Here is a 17,291-nt window from a genome sequence, read left to right on the forward strand (position 1 = left end):
TGACTCGACTCGTCATTGCACTGGTGAGTCGAGTCATGGAAGAATGGTTGCAGACAAGAAGATCCCACCGGGGCCGCGACTTAGAAGCGCGGGGTTCTGCTCCCGGATGAGTAGCCGGTCAAACAGCCCAATTACCGTGGCGGGGAACCGGAAGATACTCATGTCTGAGGACTTCCGATGTCTGTCGTTATCGACGTTCCCCGCGCATCCGCGCTCGTCCGCCCTGGCCTCGATCAGGGCTCCGCTCCTTCTCCGCAGGCAGACGGCCACGATCCCGTCATCGCCGCCGCCCGCGCCGCTGGCCGCCGAGCCGGTGAGCGCCTGGCACTCACTCCGCTGACCCCGCGCCAGCGCGCCGCCGTTGCCTCTGTGATGGGCGGTGGTCGCTGATGAGCGCGAACTCCGCCGCCTTCGATCACTTGACCGGCTTCCGCTGGCGTCAGGGCGACCCGTCCCTCGCCGACGCCGAGGCCCAGCTCTACGACCTCGGCGTGCTCCGCTCTGTGCTGGAGGAGGCCGTCGAGATCGCCGTCGCCGACGCCCGAGCCGATGGGGTGACCTGGGCCAGGATCGGCGACGCCCTCGGCGTCACGCATCAGGCTGTCATCAAGCGCTACGGCCGGGGCGGTGGTCGCTGATGTACGCCGACGCACGCAACCTCAGCACCGCTCCCACCAACCTGACCCCGCCCGGAGGGCCTGGCCTGGCACCCGCCGAAGGCGGGCTGCCCGTCGTCGTGATGGCTGCCCGTAGCCGTGCTTCGCACTCCAAGAGTTACGAGACCCTCATTCGTTCCTACGGGCGCGGCAAGGGCTTGTCGATTGCCGCGCCTTGCAACAACATGCCTGGTCAGCGGCCTGTTCCGCCCTCGCTCCGTCGCGTGGTCCCGCGGGATCATATGGGGTCTCATTTGGGGGTCAATAGGGGGTCATTTAGGCGCCGCACTCCCTCTGAGGCCCTCCGCGCCGCCCGCGGCGGGGGTGGTCGCCGTGGCTAAGCAGGAGAACAACCCGACGAGCATCGGGCTCACGCAGTACCTCGATCCGTCGTACTGGGCCTGGGCTGCCGAGGACCCGAACGGGGCCGCGCTGCTCCAGCAGGGTGCCGAGGCGATCCTCGCCTACGTGGTGCAGCGGCTCGAGGCCACCGGCTGCCAGGTCGTCGAGGCCTACGGCATCGTGCACGACAAGGACGAGCGCGAGGTCTGGAGTGACACGGAGAAGGCCCTGGTGGTCGAACCGAAGCCCGAGCACCTGCACGCCGTGATCAAGTTCGCCAGCCGTGCGAAGAGTGCGCCGCTGGATCGGCTCGCGTTCGGCATCGGCGTCGAGCCCCAGTACGTCGAGAAGCCTGGCCGCGGGCGGTACGCCTTCGACAACATGCTGTCGTATCTGACGCACGTGAAGTACGCGGACAAGCACCAGTACGCGCCTTCGGAGGTCGCCACGGTGCGTGGGCCTGACTACCTCGGGATCGACGCCCAGCGCCGGGAGACGTGGCTGAAGGGCCGCGCCCACGTGAAGAAGAAGATCGTCGCCGAGAACTTCGAGGACATGCGGGAGCGCGTTCTCCAAGGTGAGATCACGCGGGATCAGATCATGCTCACGGACGAGCTGTTCGATATCTACTCGCGGCATCAGCGGGAGATCGACGACGCGCTGTCGGCCTACGGCCAGCGTCGCGCATACCGGGCGGCGGCGAAGCTGCGCGCCGGTGAGTTCTCGACGCACGTGGTGTTCGTCCATGGGGATGCCGGGATCGGCAAGACCCGGTTCGCCACGGACTTCATTACCGAGGCGATCAACGCGGCGAACGCGCACGGCGAGCGGTGGCAGGTCTACCGGGCCGCGACGGGGAACCCGCTTGATGACTGGCGGGGCGAGGAAGTGCTGCTGCTGGACGATCTGCGGGCCTCGGCGATGGATGCGAACGACTGGCTGCTGCTGCTCGATCCGTACAACGCCTCGCCTGCGAAGGCCCGCTACAAGAACAAGGGCGAGGTCGCCCCGCGCCTCATCGTCATCACGGCGACGATCGAGCCCGTCGAGTTCTTCTACTACGCCCGCCAGAAGGGCAACGTGGACGAGGCGCTGGACCAGTTCATCCGCCGGCTGGCCTCGGTCGTGAAGGTCTATCGTGCCGACGACATCAATCGTTACCTCGTGCAGCACATCGGGAAGATCGAGCCCTACGAGTGGCACCAGTGCAGCGTTCCGACCGCCGCGCACACGCCCGGTATGTACGGCAACGCGTACCACCAGAACGTCGGGTCGCGGGAACTGACCTACGGCCCGGAGACCTCGGCCGAACATGATGCGGAGGGCGCGGTTGCTGAGCTGCTGGGTGGGCTCGCGGTGCGGAGCCCTGACGTGCCGCTGGCGCTGATCGGAGGTGCCGCATGAGCACCGAACGCGATGCGCTCTTCCAGGGGGTCGAGGGGGCCGGAGGCCCCTCGCAAGCAGCCGGGGAGGACATGAGCGCCAGCGAAACGTCCGACACGGCTACTGCTTGCCACTCTGGCGTACAGGTGGAGCAGCAGACCGACTCCCAGGTGAACACCGGTCGGGCTGATGCGGAGGCTGTGCGCCAGAGTCACGGCGGCGCGAAGCGTCGTCGTGGGGGCGGCGGGAGGCTCGACACCCGCTTCGATGACGCCACGCTCGCGGCGCTTCGCACTCGTGCGAAGCGGCTCGGGCTGGCTCCGAGCACGTGGGTGCGGACCGTCGTGCGCGATGCCCTGCACGCCTCTCGGAGCGAGGGGCTGGATGCCGCCGTGGCCGCGCAGCTGCTCGGGGTCGAGGAGCGCGTGCAGGCGTCTGCTGATGCTCGGGAGCTGGCCGCCCAGGTGCGCCCGCTCGCGATCAACGTCAACGACCTGGACCGCCGTGCTCGCGCGGGTGAGCCGGTGGCGCTGTCGGCGGAGGTGCCCGAGCTGATCGAGCTGCTGCACGAGGTCCGCGCGCTGCTCGGGGATCGGGCGGCCTCATGAGCACGACGCATTACAGTCCGAGCGCCAACGCCGCCGACACCGAGCGCTACATCCGGGGCAAGGAGGACGAGCGCGGCGTCGCGATCACGGGCGACGTGCCGGGAGGCCCCGGCGCGTTCTCGGCGCGCGCCCGCGCGCTCACCCAGAACACGAAGCGTGACGTCGAGGCGCTGCACTACAGGCAGTCGTTCAGCGACGACGAGTTCGACCCAAAGAATCCTGAGGACGTGCAGCGGGTGAACGATCTGGGTTACCAGCTCGCGAAGAAGATGCACCCCAACGCGGACTGCCTCGTGGTGAGCCATGTGGACGGACGCGGGAAGAAGCCGCACAACCACATCTTGGTCATCAACCACAGCAATCGGACGGGGAAGGCGCTCTCGGACTATCGCACGTTCCACGACCGCAAGGCCGGGAACCAGCGGGGCGTTCAGTCAGCGAACGACGAGCTCATGCGCGAGCACGGTCTCTCGGTCGTGAAGCGTCTGGAGCACGCGCCGAAGGACTGGGAGCTGCGCCGCGAGGACTTCGCCGAGGGCGGGCTCGACCGCGAGATGGGCGACCGGATGAGCGCCGCCCTGGCTGATCCCCGTGCGGTGGACAAGGCCGGTCTCGAAGCGGTGATCGAGGAGCAGAACCAGCAGCTCGGCGATGACGGGGAGCGGGTGCCGCGGATGCGGTTGCACAGCCCCGTCAGCAAGAAGGGCAAGCGCGCCGGGCAGGAGACCTGGACGCTCTACATCGAGGACCGCCGCGGCGAGTCCGGACGCGCCGAGCGCCGCAAGCGCGCGAGCGCACTCTCGGCGGACTTCACCCCGGAGGGCGCGCAGGCGTTCTTCGACTATCACCAGCAGCAGGAGGAGCAGGAACATGAGCGCAGCGCTCGACAGGCTGAAGCAGCAGAACGCGCAGAGCGGATCGCAGCAGCAGCTCGACAGTCCGGAGACGATGGAGGCGTTGACCTCGATCCTCGCCGCCGTCGAGGCGCAGAACGCGAGGCTCGACCGGCTGGCCGAGCAGCAGAAGAAGCTCGCAGGGTTCGTGAAGGTCATGGACGAGGAGACGACGAGGCGGCTGGAGCGGATCACGGCCTCGGCGTCGACCTCCTCGCCCTCCAGCGACGCGTCCGCGAGGATCGCGAGTATCGAGAGCAGGCTGAACGAGATCGCGAGCACGCTCGGCGAGTTCGCGCAGAGTCTCAACGGCGAGAGCTTGAACGCCGCGTCGCAGAGCTTGGTCGCGGAGGCGCAGAGGAATCACGCGGCTACGGCATCGGCGATTGAGGGGCTCAAGGCGCAGGCCGCGGCGAACCAGAAGCTCGTCAGCCAGGTCGGCGGCGCGGTGCAGCGGATCGAAAAGCGCACCGAGGAGCGAGTCGTGAAGGCCGTCGAACAGGTCGCCGGGGAGGCGTCTGCCACGATCGCGGCAAACCTCGACGCATCGAACGAGCGCGCCGAGCGGATCATCGCTGCCACGGCGAAGCTGGAGGCCCGTCAGCTCTGGTCGGCCGCCGCCGCGATGTGCCTCGCACTCCTGCCGGTGGTGGTGGTCGTCGCCGGGCTCTGGATGGGCATCGCTGGGCTCATCACAGGCGCTCAGTGGGCGCTGGACGTGGACGGTAGCGTGTGGCTCGGGATCGGGCGCTGGCTCGTGATCGCCGCGGGCCTCGCGGCGGCCGGCTACGGGGTCTTCGCGTCCGTCCGCTGGGTTGCTGGCCTCGTGGAGACCTGGAAGGGTCGCGGGATGCCGACGTGGCCGAACTGGCGACGATGACTGGAGCCACTCGAACTACTGACCCCGGTCAGTAGTCGAACGATTGCCGCAGCAGCCGGTCGAGCGACGTCGGTGCCGCCGCAGTCGCCGGAGGACGATCGCCGCTGTGACGGCCACCCCGACTGCGATCCCGGCACCGATGAGCCAAGGGTTGCCGAGGAAACCTCCGATACCTGCGAGGGCTCCGCCCGCGGCGAGGAGAGGCAGGCCGCAGCAGATCAGCAGCGGAAGCGCGCAGCATGCCAACAGGAGCAAGCCCGTCCCAGCACCGACAAGCACGCCCGCGCGATGCGAGTCGTGGTCCTTATCGCCGCTCATCGTCTGTTCCTCTCCCAGCTGAGCGTTCCCCCCGATTGTCTGCGTGCGCGTTCACGCGCAGCACGACAGGAGCGACGGATCGGTGGTGAAGGCCTTGGCGGCGATCCGGATGCCCTCGGCCATGGTCAGGTAGGGGGCCCAGGCGTCGGCGACCTCGGCGACCGTCTTGCCGAGCACGTGGACCCCGGCGGCGGCGAGCTCGCCGGCGTCCTTGGCGACGGCGGTGATGCCGAGAATCTTCCCGGTGTCGGCGTCCACGACGATCTTGACGAAGCCGCGGGTGTCGCGGTTGACCAGTGCGCGGGGCACGTGGTGCAGCGGCAGGACGCGGCAGTCGCAGCGGATCCCGGCGGCGACGACGTCCTTCTCGGTCATCCCGACCGCGCCGATCGCCGGGCCGGTGAACGTCACCCTCGGCAGTCGGGCGTAGTCCACGGCCCGGTCGGCGTCGGCGAACGCGTTCTCGGCGACGAGGGTGCCGTGGTGGGCGGCGACGTAGACGAACTCGGGGTGGCCGGTCACGTCGCCCGCGGCCCAGATCCGCGGGTGGGAGGACTGCATCCGGTCGGAGACGACCACCTCGCCGAGGTCCCCGGTCTCGACCCCGACCCTGTCGAGGCCGAGCCCGTCGGTGACCGGTCGTCGTCCGAGGGCGACGAGCACCTGGTCGGCGCGGAACTCCTCCCGCCCCCCGGCGACGTCCGCGGTGACGACGGCCTGCCCGGTCGCGGCGTCGCGGGACACCCGCGTCGGCAGCGCGCGGCGGACCACCCGGATGCCCTCGTCGGCGAACACCTCCTCCAGCGTCCTGGACACCTCCGGCTCCTCCTTCGACGCGAGCCGGGACCGGACCAGCACGGTGACCTGGGAGCCGAGCCGGGCGAACAGCTGCGCCTGCTCCAGGGCGACGTAGCCGCCGCCGAGCACGAGCAGGGACTCAGGGAGTTCGGTCAGCTCCATCGCCGTGGTCGAGGTCAGGTACCCGGTCTCGTCCAGGCCGTCGATCGGCGGGGCCCACGGCCGAGAGCCGGTCGCCACCAGGAAGTGCCCGGCCTCGATCGTCTCGGTGCTGCCGTCGTCCCCGGCGACCTGGAGGACCGGAGCGTCGGGGGTGCCGGCGAACGCGGCGTCGCCGCGGCGGACGGCCCACCCGTAGGAGTCGGCGACGTCGGCGTACTTCTCGCCCCGCAGCGACTCGACCAGCGCCTGCTTCCCGGCGATCAGGGCGGGCATGTCCACCGGCCCCGCCGTCGTCGCGATCCCCGGGAACCGGTCGGCGGCGTCGGCCGCGGAGTGCCGTGCGTCGGCCGCGGCGATCAGGGCCTTCGACGGCACGCAGCCGGTGTTCACGCAGGTGCCGCCCAGCGTCCCGCGCTCGATCATCACCACCGACTTGCCGAGCGTGGTCGCGCGGATCGCGGCGGCGAACGCACCACCGCCCGATCCGATGATGGCGAGGTCGTACTTCGTGGGCATCGCAGCTCCTGTCAACACTTGGTCTTCCGGTCTGTCTCAGCCATACTGGACCTTCCAGTGCAGGGGAAGGTCAAGAGGACTTCTGCCGAAAGAAGAGGGGGCCTGCGATGCGCATCGGGGAACTCGCCGAGCGGGCGGGAACGACGGCGAAGACGCTGCGGTTCTACGAGGAGCAGGGCCTGCTGCCGCCGGCCGAGCGCACGCCGTCCGGATACCGCGACTACGCGCCCGAGACGGCCGCCCGGATCGACTTCGTCCACCGCGGCCAGGCCGCGGGCCTCACCCTCGCCCAGATCCGCCAGATCCTCGACATCCGCGACGACGGCGCTGCTCCCTGCGAGCACGTGCGCGACCTCCTCGACGCACGCCTCGCCGAGATCGAGCAGCAGATCGCCCAGCTCGCCGCGCTGCGCGACACCATCACCGAGCTCAGACGCGACGCCGCGCAGCCCGACCCCGACTCGTGCAGCGCGGACCAGGTCTGCCGGTACCTGTAAACGGCAGAGCCGGTCGCACCAACGCCACAAGCCCGACATGCGCTATGAGAACCCCCTGTACATGGCCGAGGCCGCGGCCACCACGGACCTCATCTCCGGCGGCCGGCTCGAGCTCGGCGTCTCCCGCGGCTCACCCGAGGCCGCCCTCGACGGCCAGGCGCAGTTCGGCTACGCCCTCGACGAGGGGCAGACCTGGGCCGACGTGACCCGAGAGCGCGGACGCCGGTTCCTCTCGGCCGTGCGCGGCGAGGGCATCGCAACGCCGGACCTCACCTCCGGCTGGGCGCACAGCTCGCAGCCGCTGCGGATCGGGCCGCACTCCCCCGGGCTCGCGGACCGCATCTGGTGGGGGTCGGGGTCCACGCCGTCGGCGGTCGAGGCGGGGCGGGATGGCTACAACATGCTCTCCTCCACCCTGCTCCTGCAGGACGACGGCCGCCCCTTCCACGTCCAGCAGGCCGACCAGATCGCGCGCTACCGGGAGGCCTTCGCCGCGGCCGGCCACGCCGGTCCGGGCCGCACGGCGGTCACGCGCTCCGCGTTCGTCATCCAGGACCGGGAGGACGAGCTGTACTTCGGCCGGGAGCGGGCCTCGCGCGACTCCTCCGGCATGCTCGAGGGCGGCGCCGCCCGCTCCGGCCCGACCTATGCCGGGTCCGCCGAGGAGGTCGCGGAGAAGCTCGCCGCCGACGACGCCGTCGCCGCCGCCGACTGGGTCCTGTTCGCCAACCCCAACCAGCTCGGGGTCGAGTACAACGCGAAGATCTTCGCCGGCTGTGCGGAGGTCTGGCGCCTGCTCGGCTGGGATGCATGAGCGAGGCCCCGCCTCACCTCCCGGCCGCCGACGACGGCGTCGCCCGAGCCCGTCGCGCGCGCTGGGCCGTCACCGCCGCCTTCGCGACGAACGGCGCCCTGCTCGGCGCGCTCATCCCGCACTACCCGGAGGCCAAGGCCGCGTTCGGCCTGGACCCGGCCGCGTTCGGCCTGCTCGTCATCGCGCTCGCCGTGGGCGGCACGCTCGCCGGGCCCCTGCCCGCGCCGATCCTGCGCCGGTTCGGCGCCCGCCGCGTCATGCTCGCCGGCAGCGTGGCCATCGCCCTGCTCACGACGGCGGCCGGTCTCGTCCTCGACGTCGCCGGGGCGGGCGCGGGGGCCGGGCACGGTGCGGGCACGGCCGCGGCCTGGCTGCTGTGGGTCTTCGCGGGCCTCGTCCTGGCATCGGGCGTGCTCGACGCCGTCGTAGACACCGCCCAGAACGCGCAGGGCCTGCAGGTGCAGACCCGGCTGGCCCGGCCCGTGCTCACGACCATGCACGCCGGCTGGAGCCTCGGGGCGGCCGCCGGTGCCGGGCTCGGCGCCGCGGTCATCACCGTGGGCGGCCCCGCGGCCCTGCACCTGGGGCTCAACGGCGGCGCGTGCGTCGCGGTGCTGCTGGGGGTCCGGCGCCTGTTCCTGGCGGAGGCGCCCACGGACTCGGCCTCGGCCCGCGACGCCTCGGATCAGTCACCCGCGCCGTCGGAGACGTCCGCGCCGCCTGCCCCGGCCACCCAAGCCCTCCCCCACCGCGCCGCCGTGGCCGTGCTCGTCCCCGCCGTGGTGATCGCGATGGCCGGGTTCGGCGTGGAGGAGTTCGGCAACGCGTGGGCCACCCTGTTCCTGATCACGGAGCGCGGCCTGGATCCGGCCGCGGCGGTGCTCGGCGCGTCGACGCTGCTGGGCGCGCAGTTCGTCGGACGCCTCGCGGGCGACCGAACCCTCACCGCCCTGGGACGCCGCGGGGCGCTGACGGCGGGGCTGGGCGCCGTCGTCGTGGGGCTGGGGCTGGCCCTGGCGCCGCTGCCCGAGCCGGTGGCCGTGCCTGCCGCGTTCGCGGGGCTGGCCCTGGCGGGGCTCGGCTGCGCCGTGGTGGTGCCCGTGGCCTATGCGCTCGGCGACGAGGCGCCCGGGCTCCGGCCGCAGACCGGGCTGGCGGTGACGAGCTGGTGCATGCGGCTGGCCGGGGTTGGGCTCAGCCCGGCGGTCGGGGCGCTGGCCGGCGCCGTCGGTCTTGCACCGGCGCTGACGGTGTTCCTGGGCCTGGCCGCCGTCGGGGCGGTGCTCGCCGCCCGGCTGCCCGCCGCCCCGTAGGAACCGCTCAGTCGTCGTCGACCTCGCCGGCGAGGGCCTGGGCCGCCAGGTGCTCCTCGGTCGCGGCCTCCCAGATCTCCTTGGCGGCGGAGCCGTTGAGCAGCACGAGAAGCACGCCCACGATGATGTCCGCCCAGCCCGACGCCGTCAGCACCGTGATCCCGGACAGGGCGATCAGCACGACGCCGGCCACGAGGTCGTTGCGCGCCGCGAGCCAGGCCGCCCGGGTGAGGGAGCCGCCGTCGACGCGGACGCGGGCCAGCAGGACCACGCACACGATGTTCACGAGGAGCGAGCCGACGGCCGCCCCCAGCAGCACGCCCGCGGCCGGCGGCTCGGGGTCGCCGATCTTCGTGGCCGCCATGACGAGCGCCGCCACGGCCGGCAGCACGATGATCCCGGCCATGACCTTGCCGATGACCGCCTGCCGGGCCGCCGTCCACCCGAGCGCCACGAAGATCAGCAGGTTGACGGCGAAGTCCTCGAAGAAGTCGACGGAGTCCGCCACGAGGGCCACCGAGCCGATCCCCACCGCCAGGATGATCTCGACCACCAGGTAGGCGCCGTTGAGCAGGGCCACCGCCAGGACGGTGCCCCGCAGGGTGCGGGTGCGCCGGCGGTCCGCTACGGCCGCCCGGTTCACGCGCCCGGCGCGTCGTCCACGAACACGTACGTGTCCACCAGCGTCCGCGCCGCGTTGCCGCCGATGAGCCCGTCCACGATCCGCTCCAGCGGGGCCATCGCCTCGTCCACCTCGATCTGCACGGGGTACTGGGCCACGAGCAGGGCGAGCAGGTCGGCCACGGCCTGCAGCGCGTCCTCCTCCCCCAGCTCCGGATCCCAGCCCACGAGCACATCGGCCGGCGCGTCCTGGCGCTCCGGGGTGTAGGACACCGCGAACGCGCGGATGCGCCCGCCCTCGGCCTTCGGCGCGTCGCGGAGCACGACGGCGCCCGCGGCCCCGGTGGCCGGGCCCAGCAGCAGCTGCTGGGCGGCCCCGACGCTCAGGGTCGACGGGTCCCACGCGTGCACGGCGTCATAGAACGCGGCGACCGCCTGCGTCAGCTCGACGGAGCCGGTCGAGGCCTCCTCGAGGACCACGCCGTCCGGGTGCTCCTCCCCGCGCACATCCGGCAGGCCGATGGCCCCCGGGGCGATCGCGACGCGGCGGGAGCGCTGCACGGGGGTGAAGCCCTGGGCCACGAGGAACGCCTCGGTGCCGGCGGCCAGTGCGGCGGTCTGGGACCGCACGGCCTCCGTGTCCACGGGCGGGCGGCCCGTCGCACCGTCGGCCTCGGTCTGCGGGTCGGCGCCGGCCACGCCGGGCACCAGGGCGTCCTTGGCGAACCGGGCCTTCAGGGCCGTCGTCGGGATGGTGCCGGCGGCATGCGCCTCCGCGGCGAGCCCCCGCAGGGCCGCCACGAGCGCCCGGCCGATGCCCCGGCGCCGCTCGGCGGCCGCGGTCTCGACGTACAGCCACAGCCGCCGCGGGTGCACGGACGAGGCGTAGACGACGCCGGCCGCCACCGGCACGCCGGCGTCCTCGGCCACGAGCGCGCGGCGCCAGGGCCGTTCCGCGTCCTCGGCGAGCATCGCCCGGTCCTGGTGCTGCTGCGCGTTGGCCGGGTCGCCCCACACCTCGAGCAGGGCCAGGTCGTCCCCGGGCCGCCAGGGACGCAGCACGATCTCCCCGTCGGCGACCGCGGCGGAGTCGAACAGCGCGCCGCCGTCGTCATGCCCCGCGGCCCCGGCCGCTCCCGTCACGTCCCCGCTCACTTGACCAGGCGCTCCAGCAGGTAGGACTTCACCTGGGACAGCGCCACGCGCTCCTGGGCCATGGTGTCCCGCTCGCGGATGGTCACGGCCTGGTCCTCGAGGGTGTCGAAGTCCACGGTGATGCAGAACGGGGTGCCGATCTCGTCCTGGCGGCGGTAGCGACGGCCGATCGCGCCGGAGTCGTCCGTCTCGATGTTCCAGAGGGTGCGCAGCTCCGCCGCGAGGGACTGGGTGGCCGGCTGCAGCTCGGGCTTCTTCGACAGCGGGAGCACGGCGGCCTTGACCGGGGCCAGGCGCGGGTCCAGCTTGAGCACGGTGCGCACGTCCACGCCGCCCTTGGCGTTCGGGGCCTCGTCCTCGGCATAGGCGTCCACGAGGAACGCCATCATGGCGCGGGTCAGGCCGAAGGACGGCTCGATCACGTACGGGGTGTAGTGCTCGTTGTTCGCCTGGTCGAAGTACTGCATCTTCGTGCCGGAGTGCGTCGTGTGCTGGCCCAGGTCGTAGTCGGTGCGGTTCGCGATGCCCATCAGCTCGCCCCAGCCGTCGCCGCCGGTGAAGCCGAAGTCGTACTCGAGGTCGATGGTGCCGTCCGAATAGTGCGCACGGTCCTCCGCGGGCACGTCGAGGCGGCGCAGGTGCGCGGGGTCGATGCCGAGGTCGATGAACCAGTCCCAGCAGTCCTCGACCCAGCGGTCGAAGTGCTGCTTCGCCTCGGCCGGCGGCACGAAGTACTCGATCTCCATCTGCTCGAACTCGCGGGTGCGGAAGATGAAGTTGCCCGGGGTGATCTCGTTGCGGAACGCCTTGCCGATCTGGCCGATGCCGAACGGCGGCTTCTTCCGGGCCGCGCCCAGCACGTTGAGGAAGTTCACGAAGATGCCCTGCGCCGTCTCCGGGCGCATGTAGTGCAGGCCCTCCTCGTTGTCCACGGGGCCGAGGTAGGTCTTGACCAGGCCCGAGAACAGCTGCGGCTCGGTCCAGGCGCCCTGGGTGCCGCAGTCCGGGCACACGATCTCGGCCATGCCCTCGGCCGGCCGGCCCTTCTTGGCCTCGAACGCCTCGAGCAGGTGGTCCTGGCGGTGGCGCCTGTGGCACTGGGTGCACTCCACGAGCGGGTCGGTGAAGGTCTCGACGTGGCCGGAGGCCTCCCACACCGCGCGCGGCAGGATGATGGAGGAGTCCAGGCCCACCATGTCCTCACGGGAGCGCACGAAGGTCTTCCACCACTCGGCCTTGATGTTCTCCTTCAGCTCCACGCCCAGGGGCCCGTAGTCCCACGCGGAGCGCGAACCGCCGTAGATCTCACCGGCCTGGAACACGAAGCCTCGGCGCTTGGCGAGGTTGATGACGTTGTCCAGCGGGGACTTGGCAGCCATGGGGGCATCACTTCCGTACTCATCGGCGGGGCGGGAGGGGATCACGACGACGACGGCACCCGGCCGCCTTCGACGCGGCGGGCCCGTTCCGGCGCGGCGCGCCGGTCGATCCCGTCCAGCCTACCGGCCATGATGGACACCATGACCGAGACGAACGCACCCGACGCCCAGCCCCTGCCCATCCGTGACGAGTCCATCCGCCTCGGCCAGGCGCTCAAGCTCGCCTCCCTCGTGGACGACGGGGCCATGGCCCGCGACGTCGTCACCGACGGGCTCGTCACCGTCAACGGCGCGGTGGAGACGCGCCGCGGCGCCCAGCTGCACGACGGGGACGTCGTCGAGTTCGCCGGCGAGGCGTTCGTCGTCCAGGCCGGGCAGGCCTGAGCCGACGCCCCGTCGGGCGGCCGCGGCGCCGTCGTCGAGCGTGTCCGGTGCGTCAGCCGCGGGGCGGCACCATGTGGGCGAGGTACTCCTTCACGTGGCCCAGCTCCTGCTCGTTGATCGCGTGGCCGAGCCCGGCATAGACGATCTTCATGAGGTCCACGTGGGCGTTCAGCCAGGCATGGGTCTCCTCGACCCGGGGCTCGGAGATGATCGGGTCCTCCTGGCCGCGGCCCCAGAAGACCTTCGGTCGGACGCGGGCGACGTCGTCGTCGCGGGTGAACAGCTCGCGCAGCCGCGGCTCGGTGAGCTCCGGGTCCACCACGAAGCCGGACAGCGCCACGGTGCACGCGTAGGCCTCCGGGTCCAGGCGCAGCAGCGACGTGGCCATCGCCATGCCCTGCGAGAAGCCGAGCAGGGAGACGGTGCGGAAGTCCCCGCGCACCGCCTGCACCCAGGCGTGCAGGGCCTCGACGGCCTCGCGGACCGGCTCGGCGGTGGAGCCCAGCTCGCCCGTGACGGGGTCCTGGGAGAGCGGGAACCAGGCGTGGGAGCCCGGCTGCAGGGGCAGGGGCGCGCGCACGGCGGCCACCGTGACGTGCTCGGGCAGGTGCGGGACGAGGCCGAACAGGTCGTCCTCGTTCGCGCCGTAGCCGTGCAGGACGATCAGCAGGTCCTCGGTGCGCTCGCCCTCGGGGCGGGACCAGCGGACGACGGGCTCGACGGCGGGGGTGGGGTTCGCGTTCACGTCCGCCAGCCTAGCGAGCGGCGCGGTCGGCCCCTCCCGGAGGTTGACCCCTCCCGCGCGATGCGGGCAGAATCCTACCCGTGGGTAACCCATCCTCCTCCCAGCCTCCGCACGCCTCCGACGCGACCCCGGTCGACGACCCCGCCGCCCATCCGTGGCGCCGCTACGTCGCCATCGGGGACTCGTTCTCCGAGGGCATCGGCGACCCGGACCCGGACCGTCCCGGCTACCACCGCGGCTGGGCCGACCGCCTGGCCGAGGAGCTCTCCCGCCTGACGCCGCCCGGCGAGGACCTGGCCTACGCCAACCTGGCGGTCCGCGGGAAGCTGCTGGACCAGATCGCCGAGGACCAGGTGGAGCCGGCGCTCGCCCTGCGGCCGGACCTCATCAGCGTCTGCGCAGGCGGCAACGACATCCTGCGCGGCGCGGACCCGGACGAGATCGCGGTCCGGTTGGACGCCGTCGTCGAGCGTCTGGCCTCCGACGGCGCCACCGTGCTGCTGTTCAACGCGACCGACGTGAAGGGCACGCCCGTCATCGGCCGCATCCGCGGCACCGTGGCGATCTACAACGAGAACGTGCGCACCATCGCGCTGCGGCACGACGCGCTGGTGCCGGACATGTGGTCGCTCAAGGACCTCGCCCGGCGGGAGATGTGGGCCGAGGACCGCCTGCACTTCTCTGCGCTCGGCCACCACACGATCGCCGCGATGGTGCTGGACACCCTCGGCGTGGAGCACGGCCTCGAGCACCTGCGCCTCTCCCCGCCGGCGCCGCGCACGTGGCGCGCGGCCCGCGCGTCGGACGCCGCATGGGTGCGCACGCACCTGGCGCCGTGGGTGGTCCGCCGCCTCCGCGGCGTCTCCTCCGGCGACGGCGTCACGGCCAAGCGCCCCGTCCCCGAGCCGCTCTTCGGCGCGCCGATGCCGCAGGGCTCGGACCACACCGAGCCGCTGGACATCGTCGAGCCCTGAGCCCGGCCGGCGGGGACCGGTGGCCGTTTCCCGAACGACAGTGCCGCGACACGCCGCCGTTTCCCGAACGAAAGTTCAGAGGGCGAGGGTGCGCTTGAGCGTGTCGGCCACCTGGCCGTATTCGGTGAGGAAGCCGTCGTGGCCGATGGGCGAGGCGATCGTGTGCACCGGCGGCCGCGCGGGCAGCGCCGCCGCGAGCGCCTCGGACTCGGCCGGCAGGTAGAGCCGGTCCGAGTCGACGGCGGCCACGAACGCCCGGCCCCGGTAGTCCGCGAGCGCCGCCGCCACGCCGCCGCGCCCGCGCCCGACGTCGTGGCCCATGAGGGCCTCGGTGACCACGAGGTAGGAGTTCGCGTCGAACCGGTCGGTGAGCTTGGCCGCCTGGTGGTCCAGGTAGGACTCCACGGCGTAGCGCCCGCGCCCGCCCGGCACCCCGACGACGGCGCCGAACGGGTCCTCGATGCCCTGCGGTTCCCGGCCGAACCGCTGGCCGAGCTCGCCCGCCGTGCGGTAGGTGGTGTGGGCGATGCGCCGGGCGATGCCCAGGCCGGCCACGGGGCCGGGGCCGGGGTAGTAGTCGCCGCCCTGGAAGTCCGGGTCGAGGCGGATGGCCGCGGTCTGCGCCTGGCCCCACGCGATCTGGTCGGCGGAGGAGGCCGCGGTGGCGGCCAGCACGCCCACCCCGGCGACGCGCGCGGGGTGGGTCGCGGCCCACTCGAGGGCGCGGGCCCCGCCCATCGATCCGCCGATCACGGCACGCCAGGCGCCGATCCCGAGGTGGTCGGCCAGGCGCCGCTCGGCCTCGACCGCGTCCCGCAGCGTGAGGAACGGGAACCGGGAGCCCCAGGGCCGCCCGTCGGGCGCGGGCGTCGAGGGCCCGGTGGAGCCGTGGCAGCCGCCGATCATGGCGGGGGCGACCACGAACCACCGGTCCGTGTCCACGGCGCGGCCCGGGCCGACGAGGGCGTCCCACCAGCCCGGCGTCGGGTCCTCCTCGTGCGCGGCCACGTGCGCGTCGCCGGTGAGGGCGTGCAGCACGAGCACGGCGTTGGCGCCGTCGGCGGCGAGGGTGCCCCAGGTCTCGTAGGCCAGCTCGACGTCGGGCAGCAGCCCGCCGGTCTCGGTGCGCAGCTCGCCGACCCGCAGACGGTGGCGGCCGCCGCGGGGCAGCGCGGTGCGCGACGGACGCGTGGCGACGGCGGTCATGCCCGCTCCCCCGCGTCGTCGTCGCCGCGGCGGGCGGCGGCCGCGAAGCCGCGTTCGAGGTCGGCGAGGATGTCCTCGATGTCCTCCACGCCGAGCGAGAGCCGCACCAGGCCGGGGGTGACGCCGGCGGCGCGCTGCTCGTCGTCGGTGAGCTGGGAGTGGGTGGTGGAGGCCGGGTGCACCACGAGCGAGCGGACGTCGCCGATGTTGGCCACGTGGTGGTGCAGGGTGAGCCCGTCCACGAACGCGGCCCCGGCCTCGCGGCCGCCCGCGATCTCGAAGGAGACGAACGCGCCCGCGCCCTTCGGCAGGTAGCGCTGGGCCCGCTCGTGCCACGGGCTGGACTCCAGGCCGGCGTAGACCACGTGCTCGACGTCGTCGCGGCCCTCCAGCCAGCGCGCCACCGCGGCCGCGTTGGCCACCTGCCGCTCCATGCGCAGGGACAGGGTCTCCAGGCCGAGGTTCACCAGGAACGCGTTGAACGGGGAGATGGCCGAGCCGTAGTCGCGCAGCAGCTGCACGCGCGCCTTGAGGATGAAGGCCAGGTTGGCGCCGAGCGGCGAGCCCACCCCGAGGTCCCGCGCGTAGACGAGGCCGTGGTACGACTCGTCCGGCTCGTTGAAGCCGGGGTACCGCTCGGCGTGCTGCGCGTAGTCGAACGTGCCGGCGTCGACGATCACGCCCGCGATGGCCGCGGCGTGCCCGCCGAGGTACTTCGTGGCGGAGTGGGTGACGACGTCGGCGCCGTGCTCGATGGGCCGCAGCAGGTACGGGGTGGCCAGCGTGTTGTCCACGATCAGCGGCACGCCGGCCTCGTGGGCGGCGTCGGCGACGGCGCGCACGTCCAGGACGTCCCCGCGCGGGTTGCCGAGGGTCTCGCCGAAGAACGCCGTGGTGTTCGGCCGGACGGCGGCGCGCCAGGACTCGAGGTCGTCCGGGTCGGTCACGAACGTCGTCTCGACGCCGACCTTGGCGAGGGTGTGCTTGAACAGGTTCTGCGTGCCGCCGTAGAGGCTGGCCGAGGCGACCACGTGGTCGCCGGCGCCGGCGAGGTTGAGGATCGCGAACGTCGTCGCCGCCTGACCGGAGGCCAGCAGCAGCGCGCCCACACCGCCCTCGAGCGCGGCGATCTTCTCCTCCACCGGGCCCTGCGTCGGGTTGCCGATGCGGGTGTAGAGCGGGTCGAGGTCCTTGAGCGCGAACCGGTCCGCGGCCACCTGGGCGGACGGGAAGTCGTACGAGGTGGTCTGGAAGATCGGCAGGGCGGTCGCACCGAAGGCGTGCTGGCCGACGGCGACGCCCGCGTGGACCTGCGCGGTGGAGAAGCCCCAGGCGTCGGGGGTCGGGGTGGTCTGGTCGGTCATGGCGGACCCTCCTGAGGGGTTCAGGGGCCGGACCCGGCCGCCCCGCCCGCCGGCCGACGTGCCGATCCGGGAACCGGCGTCGTCGAGGTGCCGGAGATGACCCGGCGCCGTCGAGAGGGGCCGTGGGATCGGCCCGCGCTTGCCGGCGTCCGTTGTGGGGCCGGCCTGGTCGTCACCCGGGGCACCCCACCGCGGAAGGAGGGTTGCCGGTCAGCATGCCGGGGCCTGTTGCTGACTCTCGTGACCGTGCCTCCGAGTGTAGCCCGCCGCCCCGCCACGATTT

At 72.6% G+C, this 17,291-nt stretch carries 18 protein-coding genes and 1 riboswitch; of the genes, 11 read left to right on the forward strand and 7 right to left on the reverse strand.

Features of this window, described 5'->3' with window-relative positions; all coding sequences use genetic code 11:
- Nucleotides 1-177: 177 nt before the first annotated feature.
- The 6 genes from G6R13_RS12500 (at nt 178) to G6R13_RS10940 (ending at nt 4,762) form a co-directional block, all read left to right on the forward strand.
- Nucleotides 178-390 carry a hypothetical protein gene (locus G6R13_RS12500; RefSeq protein ID WP_080555871.1) on the forward strand — a complete coding sequence of 71 codons (213 nt, stop codon included), beginning with the start codon at nt 178-180 and terminating at the stop codon, nt 388-390.
- The gene (locus G6R13_RS10920) at nt 390-638 is read left to right on the forward strand and encodes a hypothetical protein (protein WP_007321353.1); all 249 of its coding nucleotides are present in this window, start codon (nt 390-392) and stop codon (nt 636-638) included. The genes G6R13_RS12500 and G6R13_RS10920 overlap by 1 nt, the downstream gene beginning before the upstream one ends.
- 342 nt (nt 639-980) lie before the next feature.
- Complete coding sequence (locus G6R13_RS10925; RefSeq protein WP_073117383.1) at nt 981-2,402, forward strand: Rep family protein; 1,422 nt, start codon at nt 981-983, stop codon at nt 2,400-2,402.
- Nucleotides 2,399-2,989, forward strand: a complete 591-nt coding sequence (locus G6R13_RS10930; protein ID WP_163721681.1) for a hypothetical protein — start codon at nt 2,399-2,401, stop codon at nt 2,987-2,989. Before G6R13_RS10925 ends, G6R13_RS10930 begins: the two co-directional genes overlap by 4 nt.
- Complete coding sequence (locus G6R13_RS10935; RefSeq protein WP_024034594.1) at nt 2,986-4,272, forward strand: relaxase/mobilization nuclease domain-containing protein; 1,287 nt, start codon at nt 2,986-2,988, stop codon at nt 4,270-4,272. The genes G6R13_RS10930 and G6R13_RS10935 overlap by 4 nt, the downstream gene beginning before the upstream one ends.
- Complete coding sequence (locus tag G6R13_RS10940; protein ID WP_080555874.1) at nt 4,223-4,762, forward strand: hypothetical protein; 540 nt, start codon at nt 4,223-4,225, stop codon at nt 4,760-4,762. The genes G6R13_RS10935 and G6R13_RS10940 overlap by 50 nt, the downstream gene beginning before the upstream one ends.
- A 369-nt stretch (nt 4,763-5,131) precedes the next feature.
- On the opposite strand, the gene merA is transcribed toward G6R13_RS10940, so the two are convergent.
- A complete protein-coding gene (gene merA, locus G6R13_RS10950) occupies nt 5,132-6,556 on the reverse strand; it encodes a mercury(II) reductase (RefSeq protein ID WP_010079213.1) in 1,425 nt (474 codons plus the stop codon).
- A 107-nt stretch (nt 6,557-6,663) separates the two neighbouring features.
- Here merA and G6R13_RS10955 point away from each other — a divergent pair, with 107 nt between their 5' ends.
- Genes G6R13_RS10955 through G6R13_RS10965 form a run of 3 tightly spaced genes read left to right on the forward strand, consistent with a single transcriptional unit; the run spans nt 6,664 to nt 9,180 of the window.
- Nucleotides 6,664-7,053: a heavy metal-responsive transcriptional regulator gene (locus G6R13_RS10955; RefSeq protein WP_010079214.1), complete on the forward strand. Its 390-nt coding sequence runs from the start codon at nt 6,664-6,666 to the stop codon at nt 7,051-7,053.
- 37 nt (nt 7,054-7,090) lie between these two features.
- Nucleotides 7,091-7,867: an LLM class flavin-dependent oxidoreductase gene (locus G6R13_RS10960; RefSeq protein WP_073115822.1), complete on the forward strand. Its 777-nt coding sequence runs from the start codon at nt 7,091-7,093 to the stop codon at nt 7,865-7,867.
- The gene (locus G6R13_RS10965; RefSeq protein WP_163721683.1) at nt 7,864-9,180 is read left to right on the forward strand and encodes an MFS transporter; all 1,317 of its coding nucleotides are present in this window, start codon (nt 7,864-7,866) and stop codon (nt 9,178-9,180) included. The genes G6R13_RS10960 and G6R13_RS10965 overlap by 4 nt, the downstream gene beginning before the upstream one ends.
- Before the next feature lie 7 nt (nt 9,181-9,187).
- On the opposite strand, the gene G6R13_RS10970 is transcribed toward G6R13_RS10965, so the two are convergent.
- From G6R13_RS10970 to G6R13_RS10980, 3 genes are read right to left on the reverse strand one after another with little or no spacing between them, the layout of a single operon-like run.
- Entirely contained in the window at nt 9,188-9,823 is a 636-nt protein-coding gene (locus tag G6R13_RS10970; RefSeq protein ID WP_041103529.1) for a cation transporter, read from the reverse strand.
- On the reverse strand, nt 9,820-10,956 hold the full coding sequence (locus G6R13_RS10975; protein WP_041103530.1) for a GNAT family N-acetyltransferase: 1,137 nt from the start codon (nt 10,954-10,956) through the stop codon (nt 9,820-9,822). Before G6R13_RS10975 ends, G6R13_RS10970 begins: the two co-directional genes overlap by 4 nt.
- On the reverse strand, nt 10,953-12,335 hold the full coding sequence (locus tag G6R13_RS10980; RefSeq protein WP_041103531.1) for a glycine--tRNA ligase: 1,383 nt from the start codon (nt 12,333-12,335) through the stop codon (nt 10,953-10,955). Before G6R13_RS10980 ends, G6R13_RS10975 begins: the two co-directional genes overlap by 4 nt.
- A gap of 141 nt (nt 12,336-12,476) precedes the next feature.
- Between G6R13_RS10980 and G6R13_RS10985 the strand changes: the two genes are divergently transcribed.
- The gene (locus tag G6R13_RS10985) at nt 12,477-12,719 is read left to right on the forward strand and encodes an RNA-binding S4 domain-containing protein (RefSeq protein ID WP_041103532.1); all 243 of its coding nucleotides are present in this window, start codon (nt 12,477-12,479) and stop codon (nt 12,717-12,719) included.
- Nucleotides 12,720-12,771: 52 nt separating this feature from the next.
- Here the strand turns inward: G6R13_RS10985 and G6R13_RS10990 are convergent, their stop codons facing one another.
- Nucleotides 12,772-13,464: a phospholipase gene (locus G6R13_RS10990; RefSeq protein WP_036340883.1), complete on the reverse strand. Its 693-nt coding sequence runs from the start codon at nt 13,462-13,464 to the stop codon at nt 12,772-12,774.
- Nucleotides 13,465-13,544: 80 nt separating this feature from the next.
- On the opposite strand from G6R13_RS10990, the gene G6R13_RS10995 reads away from it, so the two are divergent.
- Nucleotides 13,545-14,438, forward strand: a complete 894-nt coding sequence (locus tag G6R13_RS10995; protein ID WP_041103533.1) for an SGNH/GDSL hydrolase family protein — start codon at nt 13,545-13,547, stop codon at nt 14,436-14,438.
- A 75-nt stretch (nt 14,439-14,513) separates the two neighbouring features.
- On the opposite strand, the gene G6R13_RS11000 is transcribed toward G6R13_RS10995, so the two are convergent.
- Nucleotides 14,514-15,644, reverse strand: a complete 1,131-nt coding sequence (locus G6R13_RS11000; protein WP_041103534.1) for a homoserine O-acetyltransferase — start codon at nt 15,642-15,644, stop codon at nt 14,514-14,516.
- Nucleotides 15,641-17,008 (reverse strand): bifunctional o-acetylhomoserine/o-acetylserine sulfhydrylase, encoded by a 1,368-nt coding sequence (locus G6R13_RS11005; protein ID WP_087114695.1) that lies wholly within the window; start codon nt 17,006-17,008, stop codon nt 15,641-15,643. The genes G6R13_RS11000 and G6R13_RS11005 overlap by 4 nt, the downstream gene beginning before the upstream one ends.
- A 130-nt stretch (nt 17,009-17,138) precedes the next feature.
- Nucleotides 17,139-17,254, reverse strand: a riboswitch (SAM riboswitch).
- Between the last annotated feature and the right edge of the window lie 37 nt (nt 17,255-17,291).

It is taken from the genome of Micrococcus sp. Alg238-R198 (assembly GCF_900537135.1).
Taxonomy (GTDB): Bacteria; Actinomycetota; Actinomycetes; order Actinomycetales; family Micrococcaceae; genus Micrococcus; species Micrococcus luteus.

Excerpts from the sequence above, each read along its gene's own strand:
- G6R13_RS12500 (WP_080555871.1), top strand. The coding sequence starts at position 178 with ATGTCTGTCGTTATCGACGTTCCCCGCGCATCCGCGCTCGTCCGCCCT.
- G6R13_RS10920 (WP_007321353.1), top strand. The coding sequence starts at position 390 with ATGAGCGCGAACTCCGCCGCCTTCGATCACTTGACCGGCTTCCGCTGG.
- G6R13_RS10930 (WP_163721681.1), top strand. The coding sequence starts at position 2,399 with ATGAGCACCGAACGCGATGCGCTCTTCCAGGGGGTCGAGGGGGCCGGA.
- G6R13_RS10935 (WP_024034594.1), top strand. The coding sequence starts at position 2,986 with ATGAGCACGACGCATTACAGTCCGAGCGCCAACGCCGCCGACACCGAG.
- merA (WP_010079213.1), bottom strand. The coding sequence starts at position 6,556 with ATGCCCACGAAGTACGACCTCGCCATCATCGGATCGGGCGGTGGTGCG.
- G6R13_RS10955 (WP_010079214.1), top strand. The coding sequence starts at position 6,664 with ATGCGCATCGGGGAACTCGCCGAGCGGGCGGGAACGACGGCGAAGACG.
- G6R13_RS10960 (WP_073115822.1), top strand. The coding sequence starts at position 7,091 with ATGCGCTATGAGAACCCCCTGTACATGGCCGAGGCCGCGGCCACCACG.
- G6R13_RS10965 (WP_163721683.1), top strand. The coding sequence starts at position 7,864 with ATGAGCGAGGCCCCGCCTCACCTCCCGGCCGCCGACGACGGCGTCGCC.
- G6R13_RS10980 (WP_041103531.1), bottom strand. The coding sequence starts at position 12,335 with ATGGCTGCCAAGTCCCCGCTGGACAACGTCATCAACCTCGCCAAGCGC.
- G6R13_RS10985 (WP_041103532.1), top strand. The coding sequence starts at position 12,477 with ATGACCGAGACGAACGCACCCGACGCCCAGCCCCTGCCCATCCGTGAC.
- G6R13_RS11000 (WP_041103534.1), bottom strand. The coding sequence starts at position 15,644 with ATGACCGCCGTCGCCACGCGTCCGTCGCGCACCGCGCTGCCCCGCGGC.
- G6R13_RS11005 (WP_087114695.1), bottom strand. The coding sequence starts at position 17,008 with ATGACCGACCAGACCACCCCGACCCCCGACGCCTGGGGCTTCTCCACC.